Genomic DNA, 16,677 nt, shown 5'->3' with positions numbered 1-16,677 from the left:
AGAAGCTTTTAGTATTTTAGTGAGATTGGAAAAATGATTCTATTGCTCGACAAGGAAGGGGTTACGGCAGCTTGAAGCTCGTTGATGAATGTTGTTGGCCATAAGACCTATAGCATGGAAAAGGGCCATAAAAGCATACCCTAACGTGTATATTAGGACTGCTGCAAAGGCGGTAAGGCCCAATCCTCCAGCAATAGCCACACCAGCGCTACTTTTCCAGTGTGGCCCGCGTTGAATGCATAAGTAACAAGCAACCGCTAATCCTATGATAGGAAGTTGAGCTAAAACAAAAAGCAGAGAAGAATGAGTCTTGCTCGGAGGACAGAAAGGTTCGGAATGTGGAACCGAGCTGGATGAGCTCGTAGATGATATCAATTGAGTCATACGAAGACCTCGCAATATTGTAGCCTTAACTGCTATAGCTCCCAAAATCGATCGAATTTTTAATTGATAGTTTTGTATTGTCTTGTTGCGCAGCCCTGCTGAATCATATTAGCAACGCCACGGCCTAGCAAATAGAGTAGGCTACTAATTACCAATATACAGAGGGCAGCTAGCGCAACCAAAGCAATCACTCCAAGACCTCCTAGCATAGATAGACAAAACCGTTTTTCCCAGGATAGTTCAGAACGACCTCTAACCTTATCACAAACTAGTCTCGCAGCTACTACAAGGCCCACAACAGGGAGGAATGGCCAAGACTTCTCAAAAAAGCACTTCGCAACGGCGACCGCTTTGTCAAAGTTCGAAACACCATCATCAGAACCTACAGAACTTGCGGAGCCGATAGAGCTCGTAGAGCCTCTACGAGATTCTAAGCCAATGTTCTTGCGGCTAGAAACACCGGCGCTCGATAAACCAGGGCTTTCGTTAGAGCAGACAAAGGGATTGTTTTTTGGTTGGAAGGGATTGGTTAGTTTTCGGCCATTTCTACCTTCGTAAGACGATCGCAGTCTTTCGGCTGCGGCTGCCAATTCTGGATTATTGTTAATGTTAATCATAAGTTCCGTACAGAATTAAAAATCTTGGAAGGAGAGTAACGGAACGGAAAGTTTTGTTTAAGTTTTTTTTGTTTTTAACAATTTTTGTGTGCAAAGGAGTTTTTGTTAAACATACAAAGCATCTCGATATCTTCTGTTATTTTACAAAGTAAAAATAAGTTTTTCCAGCTTGCTATGTGCTGGCATGCAGTAATAGCTAGACGCCCTTGAAGAGGATGGTAGGGAGGAGGGAGGATTTTGGTGCAAGGAAGGCGCAATCCTAGTCGTGACACCGCAGCATTAGCCATGACGATAGCATCAAATTTTTGTTGTTTGAGAAGCTTTAGGCGAGTTTGAATGGTTCCACGCAGATCCATGATCGTGGCAGATGGATATAGCGAGGAAAGGAGTTCTTTTCTACGAGCAGAGGAGCTCCCGATGCGTAATTGGAGGGGGAGTGGAATAGAAAGATATTTTTCATGAAAGACGAGGACGTCTCGAGGATCAATGCTCGCTGTAATAGCAACAACCGAAGCTTGGGGATTTTCAGGAAGGTCTTTGGCTGAATGTATGCCGAGATCACATTCTCCTAATAGAACAAGAAGATCAACATCATCTGTGAAAAAACCTGTATTTTCTACAGCATGTAAGGGAGTGTGTTGATCAAGATCTCCTTGTGTTGCTGTTGTGATCACTCTTCCCCATAACCGAGGGAAAAAGGCTTGAAGTTTTCTTAAGCATTCATGGGCTTGTAAAACTGCAAGCGGAGACTGCCGCGATGCCAAACGCAAAGGAAGGCGCCCTAGACAAAAATCAGCTAAAAAAGGGTTATTGTAATAAGCGGACAGCATCTTTGATTGTTTTTACTCCAATAATGTCAATTTGATCCAAAAATTCTTCAGGTAAACCTTTCATTTGCCCGAAAGGCAGAACAATGCCTTTAAATCCCATAAGAATACTCTCTTTTATGCGGGATTCTATGTGTGTAACGTGCCGAATCTCCCCTCCCAGTCCGATTTCCCCAGTATAGGTATAGTTTTTAGGTAAAAAGCGATTATATAGGGAAGAAACGACCGATAGCACCGCTCCCAAATCTGCTGAAGGTTGTGAGATTTTTAAACCTCCTGCTATAGAGAGAAAGACATCGGAAGTGTATAATTTAACATTGGCTCTTTTTTCTAAAACCGCTAAGAGCAAAGAGAATCGGTTGGGGTCAAATCCAGAAGTTTTTCGTACGGGGTTTGAGAATGGAGATGAGGAAACAAGCGCTTGCATTTCGACAAGAAGCGTTTCTGATCCCTCTACAATAGGAATAATGGTAGAGCCGGTTGTTTCTACAATTTTTTCTTGTAAAAAAAGTCCCGAAGGATTTTCTACTTCACGCAATCCATTCGTCTCCATGGCAAGAATCAGTAGCTCGTTAGTTGGGCCGAAGCGGTTTTTGACGGAGCGGATCATGCGATAATTGGCATGTGCATTGCCTTCGAAATAAAGAACTGTATCTACTAAATGTTCAAGAATACGAGGTCCTGCGATCTCTCCTGATTTGGTAACGTGCCCAATAATAAAGGTCGTTATCTGTTTTTGTTTCGCGAGATGCATAAGTTCTGCTGTGGTCTCCCGGACTTGGGCAACAGATCCTGGAGCAGAGCTTAGCGATGGAGAAAAAATGATCTGAATAGAATCTATGACTAAGATATCTGGATTAAGATTTGTGATCTGTCGTTTGATATCGTCTAAGTTTGTTTCTGGGAATAGAAAAATATTGCTGCTAGAGATGTTTAGTCGTTGTGCGCGTAATGAAGTTTGGGACACGGATTCTTCCCCACAAACATACAATACTGAATAGCCTTGTTGGGCAAATTGAGAAGAAATTTGAAGCAATAGGGTGGATTTTCCAATACCGGGCTCTCCTCCTAGCAGGGTTAAACTACCGCGAACAGTCCCTCCTCCAAGAAGGCGATTCCATCCTGGAGCACGAGTATGCAGTCGGATCTCTTCCTGAAATTCTACAGTGTTTAGAGGTATTGGGGCTGTGGAGCTGGGTAGGGACGAGGTGTTTGGTTTATAAGGAAGTTTTTCTTCGACCAAAGTATTCCAGTTAAGACACCCGGGACATTGTCCTAGCCATTTTGGAGAATAAGAGCCGCATGTCGTACAACCCCATTGTGTTTTAGTTTTTGTTGTCATGTTTTGATAAAGCCTGTTTAGCTGCTAATTTTTCTGCTTCTTTTTTTGACCCTGCAAAGCCTTCTCCCCAGATTTCTTCGTTAACAAAAACCTGTACATGATATCCTGGCGTGCCGTTTTCTGAAGACCAGGGTAAAGCTGTATAGGTGGGGAGAACTTTCAATGTTTGTTGTGTAAGTTGTTGTAAGCGATTTTTAGGATTAACAAGCATAAGAGGCGAGATAGCCTCTTTATCGGGTAGAAGAGGGACGACGATTTGTCGGACAGGAGATAGGCCCCCATCTAGGTAAACAGCACCTAAAACTGCTTCGAAGAGATTGGCATAAGCAGAAATTTTTCCTCGCTCACTTTGCATTTTTTCTCCGCGGCCAATTAAGAGATGCTCTCCTAAGTCTAATTTTTGCGTATATCCAAAACAGGCTTCAGCATTGACTAAGGCGGATCTTGTTGTTGATAACAGCCCTTCATTTAATGCGGGGAATAGGAGAAAAAGGTGTTCTGTAACAACTAGTCCCAAAACAGCGTCGCCGAGAAATTCTAAGCGCTCGCTATCTTCACTGACAGAAGGAAATTCATTCCGATACGAAGGGTGAGTTAGGGCTGTAATGAGAAGGCGAGGGTGAGAAAAAATAAAATTTAATTTAGATTCTACAGCCTGAATATCGACAGTGTGCTCCATAATTATTTTTAAGAATACAAAATCTCAAATATCAATCGGGTTTTTATAGGCGGAAATATTCTTAAAGTCTATAGTACTTTTGAGTTTGGTCGCTTAAATAGATGAGTATGAGGGCTGTTTTACACTTAGAGCATAAGCGTTATTTTCAAAACCACGGGAATATCTTGTTTGAAAAGATAGCTCCGGTTTCCGATTGTAAGAAGTTGGAGGCTGAGTTAAAGTTATTCTTGGAGGAGGTTGCTGTTGCTAAGGATAGGCTTCTTCAACGCTGGAGAGAAAATGTTTTCCGCTCTCTTCCCGGAGTTCAGGCTATTGTGAAGAAAGCTCGTTTAGATAAGTTTGCTGCTGAGCTCACTCATCGTTCTAGAGTTGCTTTAGTTAAAGATCTTTGGATGCTAACTGAAGAAGAGATGCAGTTTAGTGATTGTGATTGCGCCGTTTTGCTCTGTTTATCGGGGGAAAAGGCAGGCTGGGGTCTCTTTTTCACAGGAGAATATCCTTCGGGGGTTCTTGAGTGGGATTCAGGAGCTTCAGCTATTGTTCTTGGGTTTTCTTCGGCCGGCTTCCCCAACTAGTTCTTTCTATTTCGATTTCATTGTTTTGATATAAGCAATTTTTTTACAAAAACAGAAGTCTGACTTATAGTCCTGTTTGTCTGCGCTAGCGTTAACGTCTCGTGGCAGTCGAGATAAGTGCTTCGCACTGATCGAAAGGTTGTCTTATGAATTTTCCAAGAAAAAAAATAGAAGGGATGTTTGATCCTCAAACAGCTAGGAATATTCTCTCTTGGTTAGAGGATGATACTTGCGATAGCTCTGTAGTTTTGGATTTGCTAGAGCGTGCTCCCGAAAAATTAAACGAATTGTTTGGGGATACTTTAACTTTTGGGACGGCTGGTTTGCGAAGCCTTATGGGGATAGGAACCAATAGGTTGAATGTATTTACCATCCGAAGGGCCACGCAAAGTTTAGCTCAGGTGCTTAAGCAACGCTATCCTGATGAGAAAATCAGTGTTGTTGTGGGATATGATACGCGACATCATTCTTTCGAGTTTGGGCAGGAGACGGCTAAAGTCCTTGCTGGCAATGGCATTCAAGCTTATCTGTTTCGAATTCCAGAGCCTTTAGCTCTTGTTTCTTATTCTGTGAGAGAACTTCAGGCCAAAGCTGGAGTTATGATCACAGCATCCCATAACCCTCCTTCTTACAACGGCTACAAGGTATATATGTCGACGGGAGGGCAGGTTCTGCCTCCGATGGATCAAGAAATTGTGAAAGAATTTAAAATGATTGATCGGGTGCTTGCTGTGAAAACCATAGAGCATCCTGACATTCATTTGATTCAAGAGGAAATAGAGGCGAATTATGAAGCTACTTTGCATCAATTACAGTTATGCGAAGAGGATAATCGTCAGCATGGTTCGCTGTTGCGGATAAGCTATTCTCCTCTACATGGTACTGGAGTAACAATGGTCCCGAGGATATTAAGAAGTTGGGGGTTTTCTTCAGTTTTCTTAGTCGAAAAGCAGATGATTCCAGACGGAGACTTTCCTACGGTCGTTCTTCCTAATCCCGAAGATCCAGAAGCTTTAGAGCTGGGTATCCAGCAGATGGTGGATCAAGGGGATGATTTGTTGATTGCTACGGATCCTGATTCAGACAGAATTGGCGTAGTTTCCTTGGAGGAAGAAGGTCCCTATCGATTTAATGGTAACCAGATAGCCTGCTTATTGGCAGCGCACATTTTAAGTAAAAAATCTCAGAAATCTTCTTTAGGAGCTGAAGATAAGGTAGTAAAAAGCCTTGTAACCACAGAGCTTTTGACATCAATTACTGAGTCTTATGGAGGAAGTGTTGTCAATGTGGGGGCAGGATTTAAATACATAGGTGAAAAAATAGAATCGTGGCGCTTCGGTATGGAGCGATTTATTTTTGGAGCGGAGGAATCGTATGGGTATTTGTATGGTTCTCATGTAGAAGATAAAGATGCCATGATTGCTGCGGCGCTCATTGCCGAAGCGGCTTTACAGCAAAAATTACAAGGACGTACGTTACGAGATGCGCTGCTGGAGCTTTACGAGATCCATGGATACTATGCTAACCGAACAGAGTCTATAGATTTTTCTATGGAACAGGCCAATCAAAAGAAAGAGCTGTTGGAATGTTGGGAAACTCAGGATCCCCTCCAAATGTCTTTATCAGGACGGAAGCTTGTAGCCGTTGAAAATTACAAAACAGGAGAAGGGCAAGATTTAGTCACAGGCATCACATACAAATTGACTTTGCCAAAGATGTCGATGCTTTGTTTTTATTATGAAGGAGCGGGTAGAGTGATTGTGCGTCCTTCAGGAACAGAGCCAAAAATAAAACTATACTTTGAGTTGAAACACAATTTTTCTAATTTTTCAGATGATCGTTTGGTTCGAGAGGCTCGAGAGAAAGAAAGTTTTGAGGTTTTAGACGACTTTATTGAAAAAGCTAAAAAACGCCTTTTTCGCTTCTAGAGTCCTTGGGTTAAGCTAGGGATAGCTCTTGACAGTGAATGTTTTATTTGTAATCTAGAAGAATCTATCTGTTTGACTTGCCTGAAAATGAGTAAGGTGGGGCAATAGGAACTTTATTTTTTAGGATGGTTATGGTTTTTTCTTCTTACATGCTCCCCGACTTACCCTATGATTACGACGCTTTAGAGCCTGTGATTAGCGCGGAAATTATGCAACTCCATCATCAAAAGCATCATCAAGGGTATATAAATAATTTGAATGAAGCTTTGAAAAATCTAGATGTGGCTAGTACTACTCAAGATCTAACGAGATTGATTGCAGTCAGCCCGGCTTTGCGTTTCAATGGCGGAGGGCATATTAATCATTCTCTATTTTGGGAGATGCTAGCTCCACAAGACAAAGGAGGAGGGGTTCCGCCTCGCCATGAGTTGCTGAAATTAATAGAAAAATTTTGGGGCTCTTTTGACAATTTTTTAAAAAATTTTATTAATTCTTCTGCTGCAGTACAGGGATCCGGTTGGGGATGGCTAGCTTTTTGTCCCAAAAAACAGGAACTTATGATACAGACCACAGCAAACCAGGATCCTCTAGAGGCGACAACAGGGATGATCCCTCTCCTCGGAGTAGATGTATGGGAGCACGCGTACTATCTTCAATACAAAAATGTAAGATTGGATTATCTCAAAAGTTTCCCGAGAATAATTAATTGGGATTATATAGAGAATCGTTTTGTGGAAATGAGTAAACAATAATTTTATTGTTGTTTGGTTAAAAAGAATTAAAATAAAATTATTGCGTGATTTTTTGTAGAGAGGATGGTTTGTGCGTTTATTCTCTTATGATAAACCAAAGATCAAAGTGCAAAAAACAAAAGCAGATGGTTTCAGTGGTTGGCTAAAATGTACGCACTGTAGCGAGATGATTCATGATAATGAGTTGGGGCAGAATTTCAATTGCTGCCCCAAGTGTTCCTATCATTACCGTATTAGTGTTTCGGAACGGATAGCTCTGTTAGCGGATACAGGTTCTTGGAAACCTCTATTTTCAGACCTAAGATCTCAAGATCCTTTACATTTTGTTGATACCGACACTTATTCCAATCGTTTGGAAAAGGCGCGAAAAAACAACCCCGATAGCGAAGGTGTTTTAGTAGGAATTTGTACGATTGGAGGCCATGCTGCTGCTCTAGCTGTTATGGATTTCAGTTTTATGGCAGGGTCCATGGGGGCAGTGGTCGGAGAAAAGCTCACTCGCCTAATAGAACAAGCCATCGCTTCTAGGTTGCCTGTGATTATTGTCTCTGCTTCAGGGGGGGCAAGGATGCAGGAGTCGATGTTCTCTTTAATGCAAATGGCAAAAACATCTGCTGCGTTAGCCAAATTACACGAAGCCAAGCTTCCCTACATTTCTGTTTTGACCAACCCTACTTCAGGGGGGGTCACTGCTTCTTTCGCTTCTTTAGGAGATGTTATCATCGCAGAACCCAAGGCTCTCATTTGTTTTGCGGGTCCGCGAGTGGTTGCTCAGGTGATAGGAGAAGATCTTCCGGAAGGGGCTCAAAAATCAGAATTCTTATTGGAGCATGGGATGATCGATAAAGTTGTAGAGAGAAGACAGCTCAAAGCAACTTTGGAAAATCTTTTAAGTTTTTTCAATTGTCGTGCATATTCCGGAGGGGCAGATAAATCCCCCAGAGATATCTCTAAGACTCTTTAAGAGATTTTTTTGTTGACAGATGATGACGAATGAAAGATCATAGGCGGCTCTTCACAAATAGGGCCTTCTATGAAATTTTTCTGTAAACTGGATTCAGGAAGTTCTTTGCCTGAATATGCTACCGTCGGCGCTTCTGGAGCTGATGTTCGTGCAAATATTAGTGAGCCAATAGCAATTTTACCGGGACAACGAGCCTTGATTCCTACCGGAGTTTCCGTGGATATTCCTCAGGGATATGAGATTCAGGTGCGCTCTCGTAGCGGTTTAGCTGCTAAGTATGGCGTTATAGTTTTGCAATCCCCTGGAACCGTAGATGCTGATTATAGGGGGGAAATTCGAGTCATTTTAGCAAACTTTGGGGAAGCTACGTTTATAGTCGAACCAGGGATGCGTATAGCCCAACTCGTTGTAGCCAAGGTTGAACAGGTGTCTTTTGTCGAAACTCATGAAGAGTTAACCGCCACAGCGCGGGGAACCGGTGGATTTGGGCATACTGGGGAATGTTAAGATGTCTTGCATTGCCGACCATAAGCAAGCTTTTAGTTCATTACTTTCGTCAGATTTAATCACTTTTTTACATTCAGATACTAGAGAAGACATCCTCTTTGAGCTTTCGGAATTAGCTGCTAAAGCTGGTCTGTTAGAGGACAGAGAGGCCTTTTTTCGCGCCTTGTTAGCGAGAGAGAGTATTATGTCTACAGGGATCGGAATGGGTGTAGCGATCCCCCATGGAAAAATTGAGGGAAGTGCAGATTTTTTTGTTGCATTGGGAATCCATTCGAAAGGCATTTTGTGGGATGCTATAGATGGATTGTCCGTGCGTCTTGTTTTTCTTATCGGGGGGCCATCTGACGCTCCTTCGAAATATCTTAAATTATTGTCAGCGTTAACACAATCTTTGCGAGATGAAGCCAGAAGGTCACAACTTTTGCAGGTGCAAACTGTTGAAGAAGTGATGCGCGTTTTTTCAGGAGTCTAGTTATGGATTTGCGATTAGATGAATTAGCTGTATTATTAGATGTTGCAGAAGATTCTATTCGACAGTGGGTATCTTGTAGGGGAATTCCTAGTTACACAATCAATGATGAACTGCGTTTTAATCGAGAAGAGGTTGAGGATTGGCTGATTCATAATCACGGAGTTCTTTTAGCTGAGAAAAGAGAGAACAAAGGAGAAACTAAGGATTTATCTCTTAGATATAGCCTTTACCGGGCTATTTATCGAGGTGGTGTTCTTAAAAATGTTCTCGTAGATAGTAAAGAAGAGGCTTTACAGTATGCGGCTCGGTACATAGCAAATAAATTTGAACTGGATGCTGGAGTGCTCTTCGAAATGCTTATGCATAGAGAGAGCTTAATGTCTACGGGTATTGGAGAAGGAATCGCCTTGCCGCATGCCAAAGATTTTTTACTTAATATTGGCTATGACATTGTTGTTCCTGTTTTTTTGTCCCAAAGTGTTGAATACAAAGCTTTAGATGGCAAGCCTGTTGATAAGCTGTTTTTTTTGTTTGCCAATCAAGATAGAAATCATTTGAATTTAGTAAATAAAATTGTGCACTTAGGTATGTCCTTGGAAGCGCGTCTTTTTCTTGCACAGCATCCGGACCAGCCGCAACTTTTATCCTTCATTAAGAACTGGGAAGCTCGAATTCGTTAAGTTCTCATAAAAAAGAATTTTATGTCCAAGTTGTGAAAAAAGCTTTAATGTTGCTATGGTGATCCCTAAGGTGGATCTAGGAGAAAGTGCCGTCATGATGGGTTACAAGCTTACTTCGCAACTTGCTATGCTTTCGATCTTGTTGACTTTCACTCATAATGTGGGTCATGCGAATCAAGTGAGCCAAGCTCTTCCTGCTGCTATAGAAACTCAAGCGATTGTTGAGGAAAAGGAAGGGTCTCAGACAGTAGAAAAAGGTGTTGCTGGCCAGGTTGTTAAAGAAGTTCTTGAAGAAAGCACGTCTTCCGAAGAGGGTAAGTTTTGTAAGATACCAAGCAAGCGCGCCTTTTTTTCTGGCATCACGAACGGTGTTTTTTCTGGAAATCACGAGCAGCGTTTAGCAGCGAAAAAAGAGAACAAAGTTCGAGGTAATAAGCCTCAAGAGGTATCGCAGACAGCTAAGAGAAGAGGTCAGTCGCAATCTGAGAAAGAGTTTTTCGATTGGCTGTGTCATAGCAAGAAAGCGGATAAGCAAAAGATTCGTGAAAAAAAATCAAAGGCTGCTACAGCTGCTACAGCTGCACAAGCAGAGGAGTCTTGCCCTAAAGTAGCAGCAATCGCTGCTGCTAGGGCTTCTTTGTCTCCAGAAGAAAAACTTCAACTGATCCGGGAATGGTTAGCAGAGGAAAAGACGGCTCGTAAATCTGGACGAGCAGCTTGTAGAGTAACGGACAAGATCAAAAGAGATGGGAGTATTACCTCAACCCTGCGCTATGATGCTGAAAAAGCTTTAGCTACGAAAGTAAGACGCAATGAATCCTCTGTAAGTTCTAAGGCAAGACAAAGAGCGGCACATCAAAGAATTAGGACGAGAGAAGTTAAGAAAGCTGCTGCTGAGAACAAGACAAAAGTTGAAGAGAGAGTTGCAGATTCCGCAAGGGACCAAGTAAAACGCCCTAGCGAAGGGGAAAAAAACACTGCTCCAGAGAATTATTTTGCGGCAACAGCCTCAACAAATAATACTAACGTCGTGTCTTATCTAAATGCTCGCCAGTATCGTTGTGATTCTTCAGAAACAGACTGGCCCTGTTCTTCTTGTGTTGCGAAACGTAGAGCCAACTTTGGCATTTCGGTATGCACAATGGTTGTTACCGTGATTGCTATGATTGTTGGGGCCGTTATTATTTCCAATGCCACGGACTCTACAGTTGCGGGAGCCTCAGGAACACCGGGCGGAGGCGCACCCCAACCTTAGAGAAACACTTTTTTAGAATAATTTAAGAAGAAAAGAGAGCAAAGAAAGCTCTCTTTTCTTTTTTTTGTCATTTTTTAACTATAATCGGCCCTGTTATCGATCCAACAAATACTGCGCTAGCTGCTGCAGTTCAGATAGAATATTCAATAGGCGATAGGTTTCTTGGTTTGCTCTAGCTAAATCCATCATGGTTACGCTAGACTCGTAAGACATGGTTAAAGCGTGTTTTTCCAGAACATTAAAGGATTGTTGCACTTCGTGGAGCTCTTGACTTATTTTTTGGAGAGCCGCTTTGCATTCTAAAGTTTTTTGGCTCATATAGTCTTCTAAGAGAAGAGCTTGCTGTTCTTCAGTGCAAGCTTCTTCGGCTTGCCATAAATTTTCTAATGCCAGGTTCTTTGTGGGTTTCCAGATAGAGAACAGACCTTCTTCATCAGATTCAGACTCGCTCCGTTCAGAGGATTTCTGGGACGCTTCTCGTCGTTTTTTAGCTGATTCAAGCCCTTTATTTATAATCTCTTGGAAGCCGGAGTGATTTTCTGAGTCTGTTTGTTGGGATTCTATAGCTCCCTCTTGGTTGTCTTTTGGAGAGGTAGGGAATCGGTAGGCTCTTTTTTCTAATTGCGCGCGCAATATCTCGTCTTCTCGTAAAGATTGTTCGAAGGCTGTAGCCAATGTATTGTATTGTTTAGTCAGCTCTTCAAGTTGCAATTCAAGATCGGCATGCTGAATAAAAAGCGGCTGATTCCATCTGGCTGTGATCGCTTCATCTAACAGAGTTTCATGAAGATTGGATAACAGCTGATGCTGATAATGAACCATAGAAGTTAAAACATCGGTACCGATGGCTTCTCTAATGTTTTTAGCTAGCTGTTTTCTATTTATGGAAGAACGTTCTAGCAAGAACTTAATACCTCGAGCCATAAGAAAGGCTGCCACTCCCAATCCCAAGGCTGCTAACCCCATAATAATCATAAAAGGAAGGCTGGGAGGGAGAAAAATAACCAGGCATGCTACCGCAGCAATCGCACCTAAAGATAAAGCCACCTTCAAAAGGGTATACAGCGTGTGGCTAGTTTTACTAAGCGTATTTGCTTTAACAGAGAAGATTCCCCCTGATTTAGGCAGAATCCTGATCATGTTAGAGGTGATTTGTGTCAGTAAGCGATTTTTACTCAATAAAGGAGGGTTGAGGAATCGGTCGTGACGTTCCTCTCCTCTGTATAGCTCTTCTCTTGAGCGAAGAAGGGAAAGTGTTTTGGAAAGGCGAGCTGGGATTTCTTCGATAGTTTGGCTAAGAGCGTCGTATTTAGAACCAAAAAGCTCCTGTAAAAGTTTTTTTTCTTGAGGCCGAATGGTTAAGTCTATCTGGGAGAGTTGCTTGACAAGAGCGTCCAAGGAATTCCATTGGTTTCCTGGAGACTGATCAGTTGTGAGGTACTGAACGTGTTCAGTAGCTGTATCTAGTGGAAGAGTATCGGTTAGCTGCTTTTGTTTATGGAGAGCAAGAGCTTTTTTTGCTGAGTAGATGGCTACGGCAGCAGATAAAAGGCCTGTTGTTGCAGCAATACCCCCAATGACGGCAAGAGGAATGGCGGCTCCTGCAGAAACTGCTGCTACGCAACCAATTAAAGCAATAATTGCTAAGGCTGTTAAGACTACACCTGTAATCTGTAGAGCCTTAGTTATTTTTGGATGTTGGTCTGAGAATGAGCGATTTGGTTGTAGAGGAAATGTTTGAGGCGAATGTTTGGGTTGGTGAGGTCTAAAAGAAACCATAAAAAAGATTCTCACGTAATTAAGGTTATTATTTTAGAACAAACATTTTTTTTGACAACGCAGAAAGTTTTAATCGTTTTTATGAAAACAAAATTTTAAAATTAAAAACTTCTTTTTTAAGAAAGCTGTTTTTTTGATCTCTTGTTTCTGCTAACATAGGCTCCTTTTAATCGTTTTTGAGTTTCAATAAACGAAGACGTTCCCAAGGTTTGTTGTTGTGCGTAAAACTGTTGTTGTTGCTATGTCTGGAGGAGTAGACTCCTCTGTTGTCGCTTACCTACTGAAGAAGCAGGGAAACTATAACGTGATTGGCCTTTTCATGAAAAATTGGGAGGAGCAAGACGAGAATGGCGAGTGCACGGCGACAAAAGATTTTTTAGATGTAGAACGGATAGCTGAACAGCTGTCTATCCCTTATTATACGGTTTCATTTGCTAAGGAATATAAAGAGAGAGTGTTCTCTAGATTCCTCAGAGAATATGCGAATGGTTACACCCCCAATCCCGATGTATTATGTAATCGGGAAATTAAGTTTGATTTGTTACAAAAGAAAGTGCGTGAGCTGAAAGGAGATTTTTTAGCTACAGGACATTATTGTCGGGGTGGAGTCGATGGCTCAGGCTTGTCTAGAGGGATAGATCCTAACAAAGATCAGAGTTATTTCTTGTGTGGGACTCCCAAAGAAGCTTTATCTAATGTTTTGTTCCCTTTAGGAGGAATGTATAAAACAGAGGTTCGGAAGCTAGCTTTGGAGGCGGGATTAGCAACTGCAACCAAGAAAGACAGCACGGGGATTTGTTTTATTGGGAAGCGTCCTTTCAAGAGCTTCCTTGAGCAGTTTGTGGCAGATTGTCCAGGAGATATTATTGATTTCGATACACAAAAGGTGGTTGGTCGTCACGAAGGTGCGCATTATTATACAATTGGCCAGCGAAGAGGTTTAAACGTAGGAGGGATGGAAAAGCCTTGCTATGTTTTAGGCAAAGATATGAAAAAGAATATTGTCTATATTGTGCGAGGCGAAGATCACCCGTTATTGTATCGTCAAGAGCTTGTAGCAAGAGAGCTTAACTGGTTTGTTCCGTTGCAGGCTCCGACCACTTGTAGTGCGAAGGTGCGGTATAGATCCCCTGATGAAAAATGCCATGTGTATCCTTTAGAAGATGGATCCGTGCGTGTTCTGTTCGACACTCCTGTGAAAGCTATCACCCCCGGGCAGACAGTAGCCTTTTACCAGGGGGATATTTGTTTAGGAGGAGGAGTGATCGACGTGCCTATGATTCATCTGCAGTGACAGTGGCCGGCCCATCTCCTTCTACAGCCAAAGCAGGGGATTCCTCCTCTCGTTCAAAAATAACACGTTCTTCTAGTAATCGAGCGCGTAACTTCCGCGCTTCTTGTCGGCAAGACTCCTTCAACAACATTTCTGCTAAGGGGTCTTCTAAGTATTGTTCTACGACGCGTCTTAGTGGCCGTGCTCCCATTTCTGGAGAATGTCCTTTAGCCACTAAGAAGGAGATCACTGAATCAGGGATATTCAGCGCCATCTGGTGATCTTGTAAACGAGAACCTAGCTTATTAATTTCTAAATGAATAATTTCGGAAAGAGCTTCTTTCTCTAGAGGTTTAAAGATCACGCTTTCATCTAAACGGTTGATAAATTCTGGTTTTAGGTGTTTTTTGACAGCGGCATCAATTTTTTCTTTGATGACTCCGTAGTCCATATGGGAACGAAGACCGAAACCTATTTCGCCACTCTTACGAATTAAATCTGCACCTAAATTGGATGTCATGATGATAATCGTATTGCGGAAATCAATTTTACGTCCAAAAGAGTCTGTCAGACGTCCCTGCTCCAGGATCTGCAACATAAGATCCATAATATCCGGATGAGCCTTTTCAATTTCATCGAAGAGAACAACACAATAGGGGCGTCGACGCACTTGTTCTGTCAGATGCCCACCTTCTTCATGACCTACATATCCCGGAGGCGACCCCATCATTTTGGTTGCAGCAAACTTCTCCATATATTCAGACATGTCGACTTGAATAAGAGAATCTTCTCCGCCAAACATTTCAATAGCGATCTGTTGAGCTAATAAAGTCTTCCCGACCCCCGTAGGACCAAGGAACAAGAAAGAACCCATAGGTCTATTGGGATCTTTAATACCTGTTCTGGAACGACGTATAGCTCGACAAATACTTGCAACAGCTTGATCTTGGCCAATGACTTTCTTTTGTAGAGTGCTTTCTAGGGTCAACAGTTTTTCGCTTTCTGCTTCTGTCAGACGAGCTGCAGGAATCCCTGTTTGTACGGAGACAACTTGAGCAACAGCTTCTTCATCAACAGGAACCTGATGTTCCTCCTTATTCGACTCCCACTGTTGTTTCATAGAGTTCAATTTCTCTCTCAGCTTTTTCTCTTCATCACGAAGACTAGCCGCTTTCTCATATTCCTGAGTTCCTATAGCTTGTTCTTTAGCCTGTTTGGTGCTTTCTATTTCAGCTTCCAAACGTACCAGCTCAGAGGGTTGCCCCATTGTATTGACGCGCACACGAGCTCCAGCTTCGTCTAAAAGGTCAATAGCTTTATCTGGAAGAAATCGACCATGGACGTATTGATCAGCTAGTTTAGCTGCAGCAACAAGAGCCTCATCCGTAATAAAGACGTTGTGATGCTCTTCATATTTTTTCTTCAAGCCGCGAAGAATTTCCACCGTTTCATCGACGCTAGGCGGTTGTACAACGATTTTTTGAAATCTTCGTTCTAAGGCTGCGTCTTTTTCAATATGCTTACGGTATTCATCTAGAGTGGTAGCTCCTATGCATTGAATTTCTCCGCGAGCTAAGGCGGGTTTCAAAATGTGGGAAGCATCTATTGCTCCCTCAGCAGCTCCAGCGCCTACAATAGTATGCAGTTCGTCAATAAATAGAAGAATATTTCCATGTTTGCGCACTTCATCCATAACGGCTTTAATGCGCTCTTCAAACTGTCCTCGGTATTTAGTTCCGGCAATCATTAGAGCCAAGTCCAAAGTGATCAACCGTTTCTTACGAAGAGCTTCGGGGACTTCTCCTGCGACAATTTTTTGAGCTAATCCTTCGACTATAGCCGTTTTTCCTACACCGGCTTCTCCAATTAAAACTGGGTTGTTTTTTCTACGACGACAAAGAATCAAAATAAGCCGCTCAACTTCTGCAGATCGGCCAATAACAGGATCTAGTCGAGCCTCTTTGAACATTTCTGTCAGATCATAACCATATGCTTTAAGAGCGGAAAGTTTCTCCGGTTTATCTCCTCCTAAAGAGTGCCCTCCTAGGGGAGAGGAAGATTTAGAAGAGGATGAAGAGCTATTAGAACTTCTTGGAGTAATCGAAGAAGATGGAGGAAGTTGCAGATTGAATGTCTCCAGCTCTTTTAAAATTTCCTTTCGGATTTCTTTTGGATCTATGTGTAGGTTTTCTAAAACCTGTAAAGCTACGCCATCAGCTTGATTGAGAATTCCCAATAAGAGATGTTCTGTCCCGACATAGTTGTGTTCTAAAAGAGCGGCTTCTTCGTTAGCGGATTCAAAAGATTTTTTTACTCTTCCTGTTAGTGCAGGATCCCCGTATACTTGGATCTCAGGTCCATATCCAATCAGCTTTTCTACTTCCTGTTTTGCTGTGTCAAAGTCGACGCCCAGAGTGCGTAACACGTTAACAGCTACTCCTTGGCCAAGTTTTAGTAATCCTAATAAGATATGCTCGGTTCCTAGATAATTGTGATTGAGCCGTTGAGCCTCTTTTTTCGCCAACTTAATCACTTGCTTTGCGCGATTGGTAAACTTCTCAAACATAAAAACCTGAATGAATGGGGAGGTAGAATACTTTTCTGCATATACGACATTTATGATAATGATGCAACTTTTCGTAA

Annotated in this window: 16 protein-coding genes; 9 read left to right on the top strand and 7 right to left on the bottom strand. The window is 42.2% G+C overall.

Annotated elements, in window-relative coordinates; all coding sequences use genetic code 11:
- Positions 1-39 precede the first annotated feature (39 nt).
- The 5 genes from B6E89_RS01635 to rnc form a co-directional block, all read right to left on the bottom strand.
- Positions 40-384 carry a hypothetical protein gene (locus B6E89_RS01635; protein WP_157779246.1) on the bottom strand — a complete coding sequence of 115 codons (345 nt, stop codon included), beginning with the start codon at positions 382-384 and terminating at the stop codon, positions 40-42.
- Positions 385-443: 59 nt separating this feature from the next.
- The gene (locus B6E89_RS01630) at positions 444-1,001 is read right to left on the bottom strand and encodes a hypothetical protein (protein WP_080123707.1); all 558 of its coding nucleotides are present in this window, start codon (positions 999-1,001) and stop codon (positions 444-446) included.
- A 74-nt stretch (positions 1,002-1,075) separates the two neighbouring features.
- Positions 1,076-1,831: a hydroxymethylbilane synthase gene (locus B6E89_RS01625; protein ID WP_080132977.1), complete on the bottom strand. Its 756-nt coding sequence runs from the start codon at positions 1,829-1,831 to the stop codon at positions 1,076-1,078.
- On the bottom strand, positions 1,809-3,170 hold the full coding sequence (gene radA, locus B6E89_RS01620) for a DNA repair protein RadA (protein ID WP_035406143.1): 1,362 nt from the start codon (positions 3,168-3,170) through the stop codon (positions 1,809-1,811). The genes B6E89_RS01625 and radA overlap by 23 nt, the downstream gene beginning before the upstream one ends.
- Positions 3,154-3,849, bottom strand: a complete 696-nt coding sequence (rnc, locus tag B6E89_RS01615; RefSeq protein ID WP_080121352.1) for a ribonuclease III — start codon at positions 3,847-3,849, stop codon at positions 3,154-3,156. Before rnc ends, radA begins: the two co-directional genes overlap by 17 nt.
- Positions 3,850-3,956: 107 nt before the next feature.
- Here rnc and B6E89_RS01610 point away from each other — a divergent pair, with 107 nt between their 5' ends.
- From B6E89_RS01610 to B6E89_RS01575, 8 genes are all read left to right on the top strand, one after another.
- Positions 3,957-4,424 carry a DUF5070 domain-containing protein gene (locus B6E89_RS01610; RefSeq protein WP_080133258.1) on the top strand — a complete coding sequence of 156 codons (468 nt, stop codon included), beginning with the start codon at positions 3,957-3,959 and terminating at the stop codon, positions 4,422-4,424.
- Between the two features lie 146 nt (positions 4,425-4,570).
- Complete coding sequence (locus B6E89_RS01605) at positions 4,571-6,352, top strand: phospho-sugar mutase (protein ID WP_080132975.1); 1,782 nt, start codon at positions 4,571-4,573, stop codon at positions 6,350-6,352.
- Between the two features lie 131 nt (positions 6,353-6,483).
- A complete protein-coding gene (locus B6E89_RS01600) occupies positions 6,484-7,104 on the top strand; it encodes a superoxide dismutase (RefSeq protein WP_080126936.1) in 621 nt (206 codons plus the stop codon).
- A 70-nt stretch (positions 7,105-7,174) separates the two neighbouring features.
- Positions 7,175-8,068 carry an acetyl-CoA carboxylase, carboxyltransferase subunit beta gene (gene accD / locus B6E89_RS01595; RefSeq protein ID WP_035406132.1) on the top strand — a complete coding sequence of 298 codons (894 nt, stop codon included), beginning with the start codon at positions 7,175-7,177 and terminating at the stop codon, positions 8,066-8,068.
- Between the two features lie 69 nt (positions 8,069-8,137).
- Positions 8,138-8,575, top strand: coding sequence for a dUTP diphosphatase (gene dut, locus B6E89_RS01590; RefSeq protein ID WP_035406129.1), 438 nt, complete (start codon positions 8,138-8,140; stop codon positions 8,573-8,575).
- A 1-nt stretch (position 8,576) separates the two neighbouring features.
- Positions 8,577-9,047, top strand: coding sequence for a PTS sugar transporter subunit IIA (locus B6E89_RS01585; RefSeq protein WP_035406126.1), 471 nt, complete (start codon positions 8,577-8,579; stop codon positions 9,045-9,047).
- Positions 9,048-9,049: 2 nt separating this feature from the next.
- Positions 9,050-9,727, top strand: coding sequence for a PTS sugar transporter subunit IIA (locus B6E89_RS01580; protein ID WP_035406123.1), 678 nt, complete (start codon positions 9,050-9,052; stop codon positions 9,725-9,727).
- A gap of 55 nt (positions 9,728-9,782) precedes the next feature.
- Entirely contained in the window at positions 9,783-10,982 is a 1,200-nt protein-coding gene (locus B6E89_RS01575) for a hypothetical protein (RefSeq protein WP_080124326.1), read from the top strand.
- 93 nt (positions 10,983-11,075) lie between these two features.
- Here the strand turns inward: B6E89_RS01575 and B6E89_RS01570 are convergent, their stop codons facing one another.
- Complete coding sequence (locus B6E89_RS01570; protein WP_080132973.1) at positions 11,076-12,761, bottom strand: inclusion membrane protein IncM; 1,686 nt, start codon at positions 12,759-12,761, stop codon at positions 11,076-11,078.
- Positions 12,762-12,978: 217 nt separating this feature from the next.
- Here B6E89_RS01570 and mnmA point away from each other — a divergent pair, with 217 nt between their 5' ends.
- Positions 12,979-14,055 (top strand): tRNA 2-thiouridine(34) synthase MnmA, encoded by a 1,077-nt coding sequence (mnmA, locus tag B6E89_RS01565; RefSeq protein ID WP_080121342.1) that lies wholly within the window; start codon positions 12,979-12,981, stop codon positions 14,053-14,055.
- Here the strand turns inward: mnmA and B6E89_RS01560 are convergent.
- On the bottom strand, positions 14,036-16,600 hold the full coding sequence (locus B6E89_RS01560; RefSeq protein WP_080121340.1) for an ATP-dependent Clp protease ATP-binding subunit: 2,565 nt from the start codon (positions 16,598-16,600) through the stop codon (positions 14,036-14,038). The two genes, mnmA and B6E89_RS01560, sit on opposite strands and share 20 nt — an antisense overlap.
- Positions 16,601-16,677 lie beyond the last annotated feature (77 nt).

Source organism: Chlamydia suis (genome assembly GCF_900169085.1).
Lineage (GTDB): Bacteria > Chlamydiota > Chlamydiia > Chlamydiales > Chlamydiaceae > Chlamydia > Chlamydia suis.
The sequence above is the reverse complement of the archived record's forward strand: the minus strand, read 5'-3'. Positions and strand labels throughout refer to the sequence as shown.

What these genes read in the sequence shown, in the direction of transcription:
- B6E89_RS01605 (WP_080132975.1), top strand. Translation starts at nt 4,571, where the DNA reads ATGAATTTTCCAAGAAAAAAAATAGAAGGGATGTTTGATCCTCAAACA.
- B6E89_RS01575 (WP_080124326.1), top strand. Translation starts at nt 9,783, where the DNA reads ATGGTGATCCCTAAGGTGGATCTAGGAGAAAGTGCCGTCATGATGGGT.
- B6E89_RS01625 (WP_080132977.1), bottom strand. Translation starts at nt 1,831, where the DNA reads ATGCTGTCCGCTTATTACAATAACCCTTTTTTAGCTGATTTTTGTCTA.
- B6E89_RS01580 (WP_035406123.1), top strand. Translation starts at nt 9,050, where the DNA reads ATGGATTTGCGATTAGATGAATTAGCTGTATTATTAGATGTTGCAGAA.
- B6E89_RS01600 (WP_080126936.1), top strand. Translation starts at nt 6,484, where the DNA reads ATGGTTTTTTCTTCTTACATGCTCCCCGACTTACCCTATGATTACGAC.
- radA (WP_035406143.1), bottom strand. Translation starts at nt 3,170, where the DNA reads ATGACAACAAAAACTAAAACACAATGGGGTTGTACGACATGCGGCTCT.
- B6E89_RS01585 (WP_035406126.1), top strand. Translation starts at nt 8,577, where the DNA reads ATGTCTTGCATTGCCGACCATAAGCAAGCTTTTAGTTCATTACTTTCG.
- B6E89_RS01635 (WP_157779246.1), bottom strand. Translation starts at nt 384, where the DNA reads ATGACTCAATTGATATCATCTACGAGCTCATCCAGCTCGGTTCCACAT.
- rnc (WP_080121352.1), bottom strand. Translation starts at nt 3,849, where the DNA reads ATGGAGCACACTGTCGATATTCAGGCTGTAGAATCTAAATTAAATTTT.
- B6E89_RS01610 (WP_080133258.1), top strand. Translation starts at nt 3,957, where the DNA reads ATGAGGGCTGTTTTACACTTAGAGCATAAGCGTTATTTTCAAAACCAC.
- B6E89_RS01630 (WP_080123707.1), bottom strand. Translation starts at nt 1,001, where the DNA reads ATGATTAACATTAACAATAATCCAGAATTGGCAGCCGCAGCCGAAAGA.
- B6E89_RS01570 (WP_080132973.1), bottom strand. Translation starts at nt 12,761, where the DNA reads ATGGTTTCTTTTAGACCTCACCAACCCAAACATTCGCCTCAAACATTT.
- B6E89_RS01560 (WP_080121340.1), bottom strand. Translation starts at nt 16,600, where the DNA reads ATGTTTGAGAAGTTTACCAATCGCGCAAAGCAAGTGATTAAGTTGGCG.
- dut (WP_035406129.1), top strand. Translation starts at nt 8,138, where the DNA reads ATGAAATTTTTCTGTAAACTGGATTCAGGAAGTTCTTTGCCTGAATAT.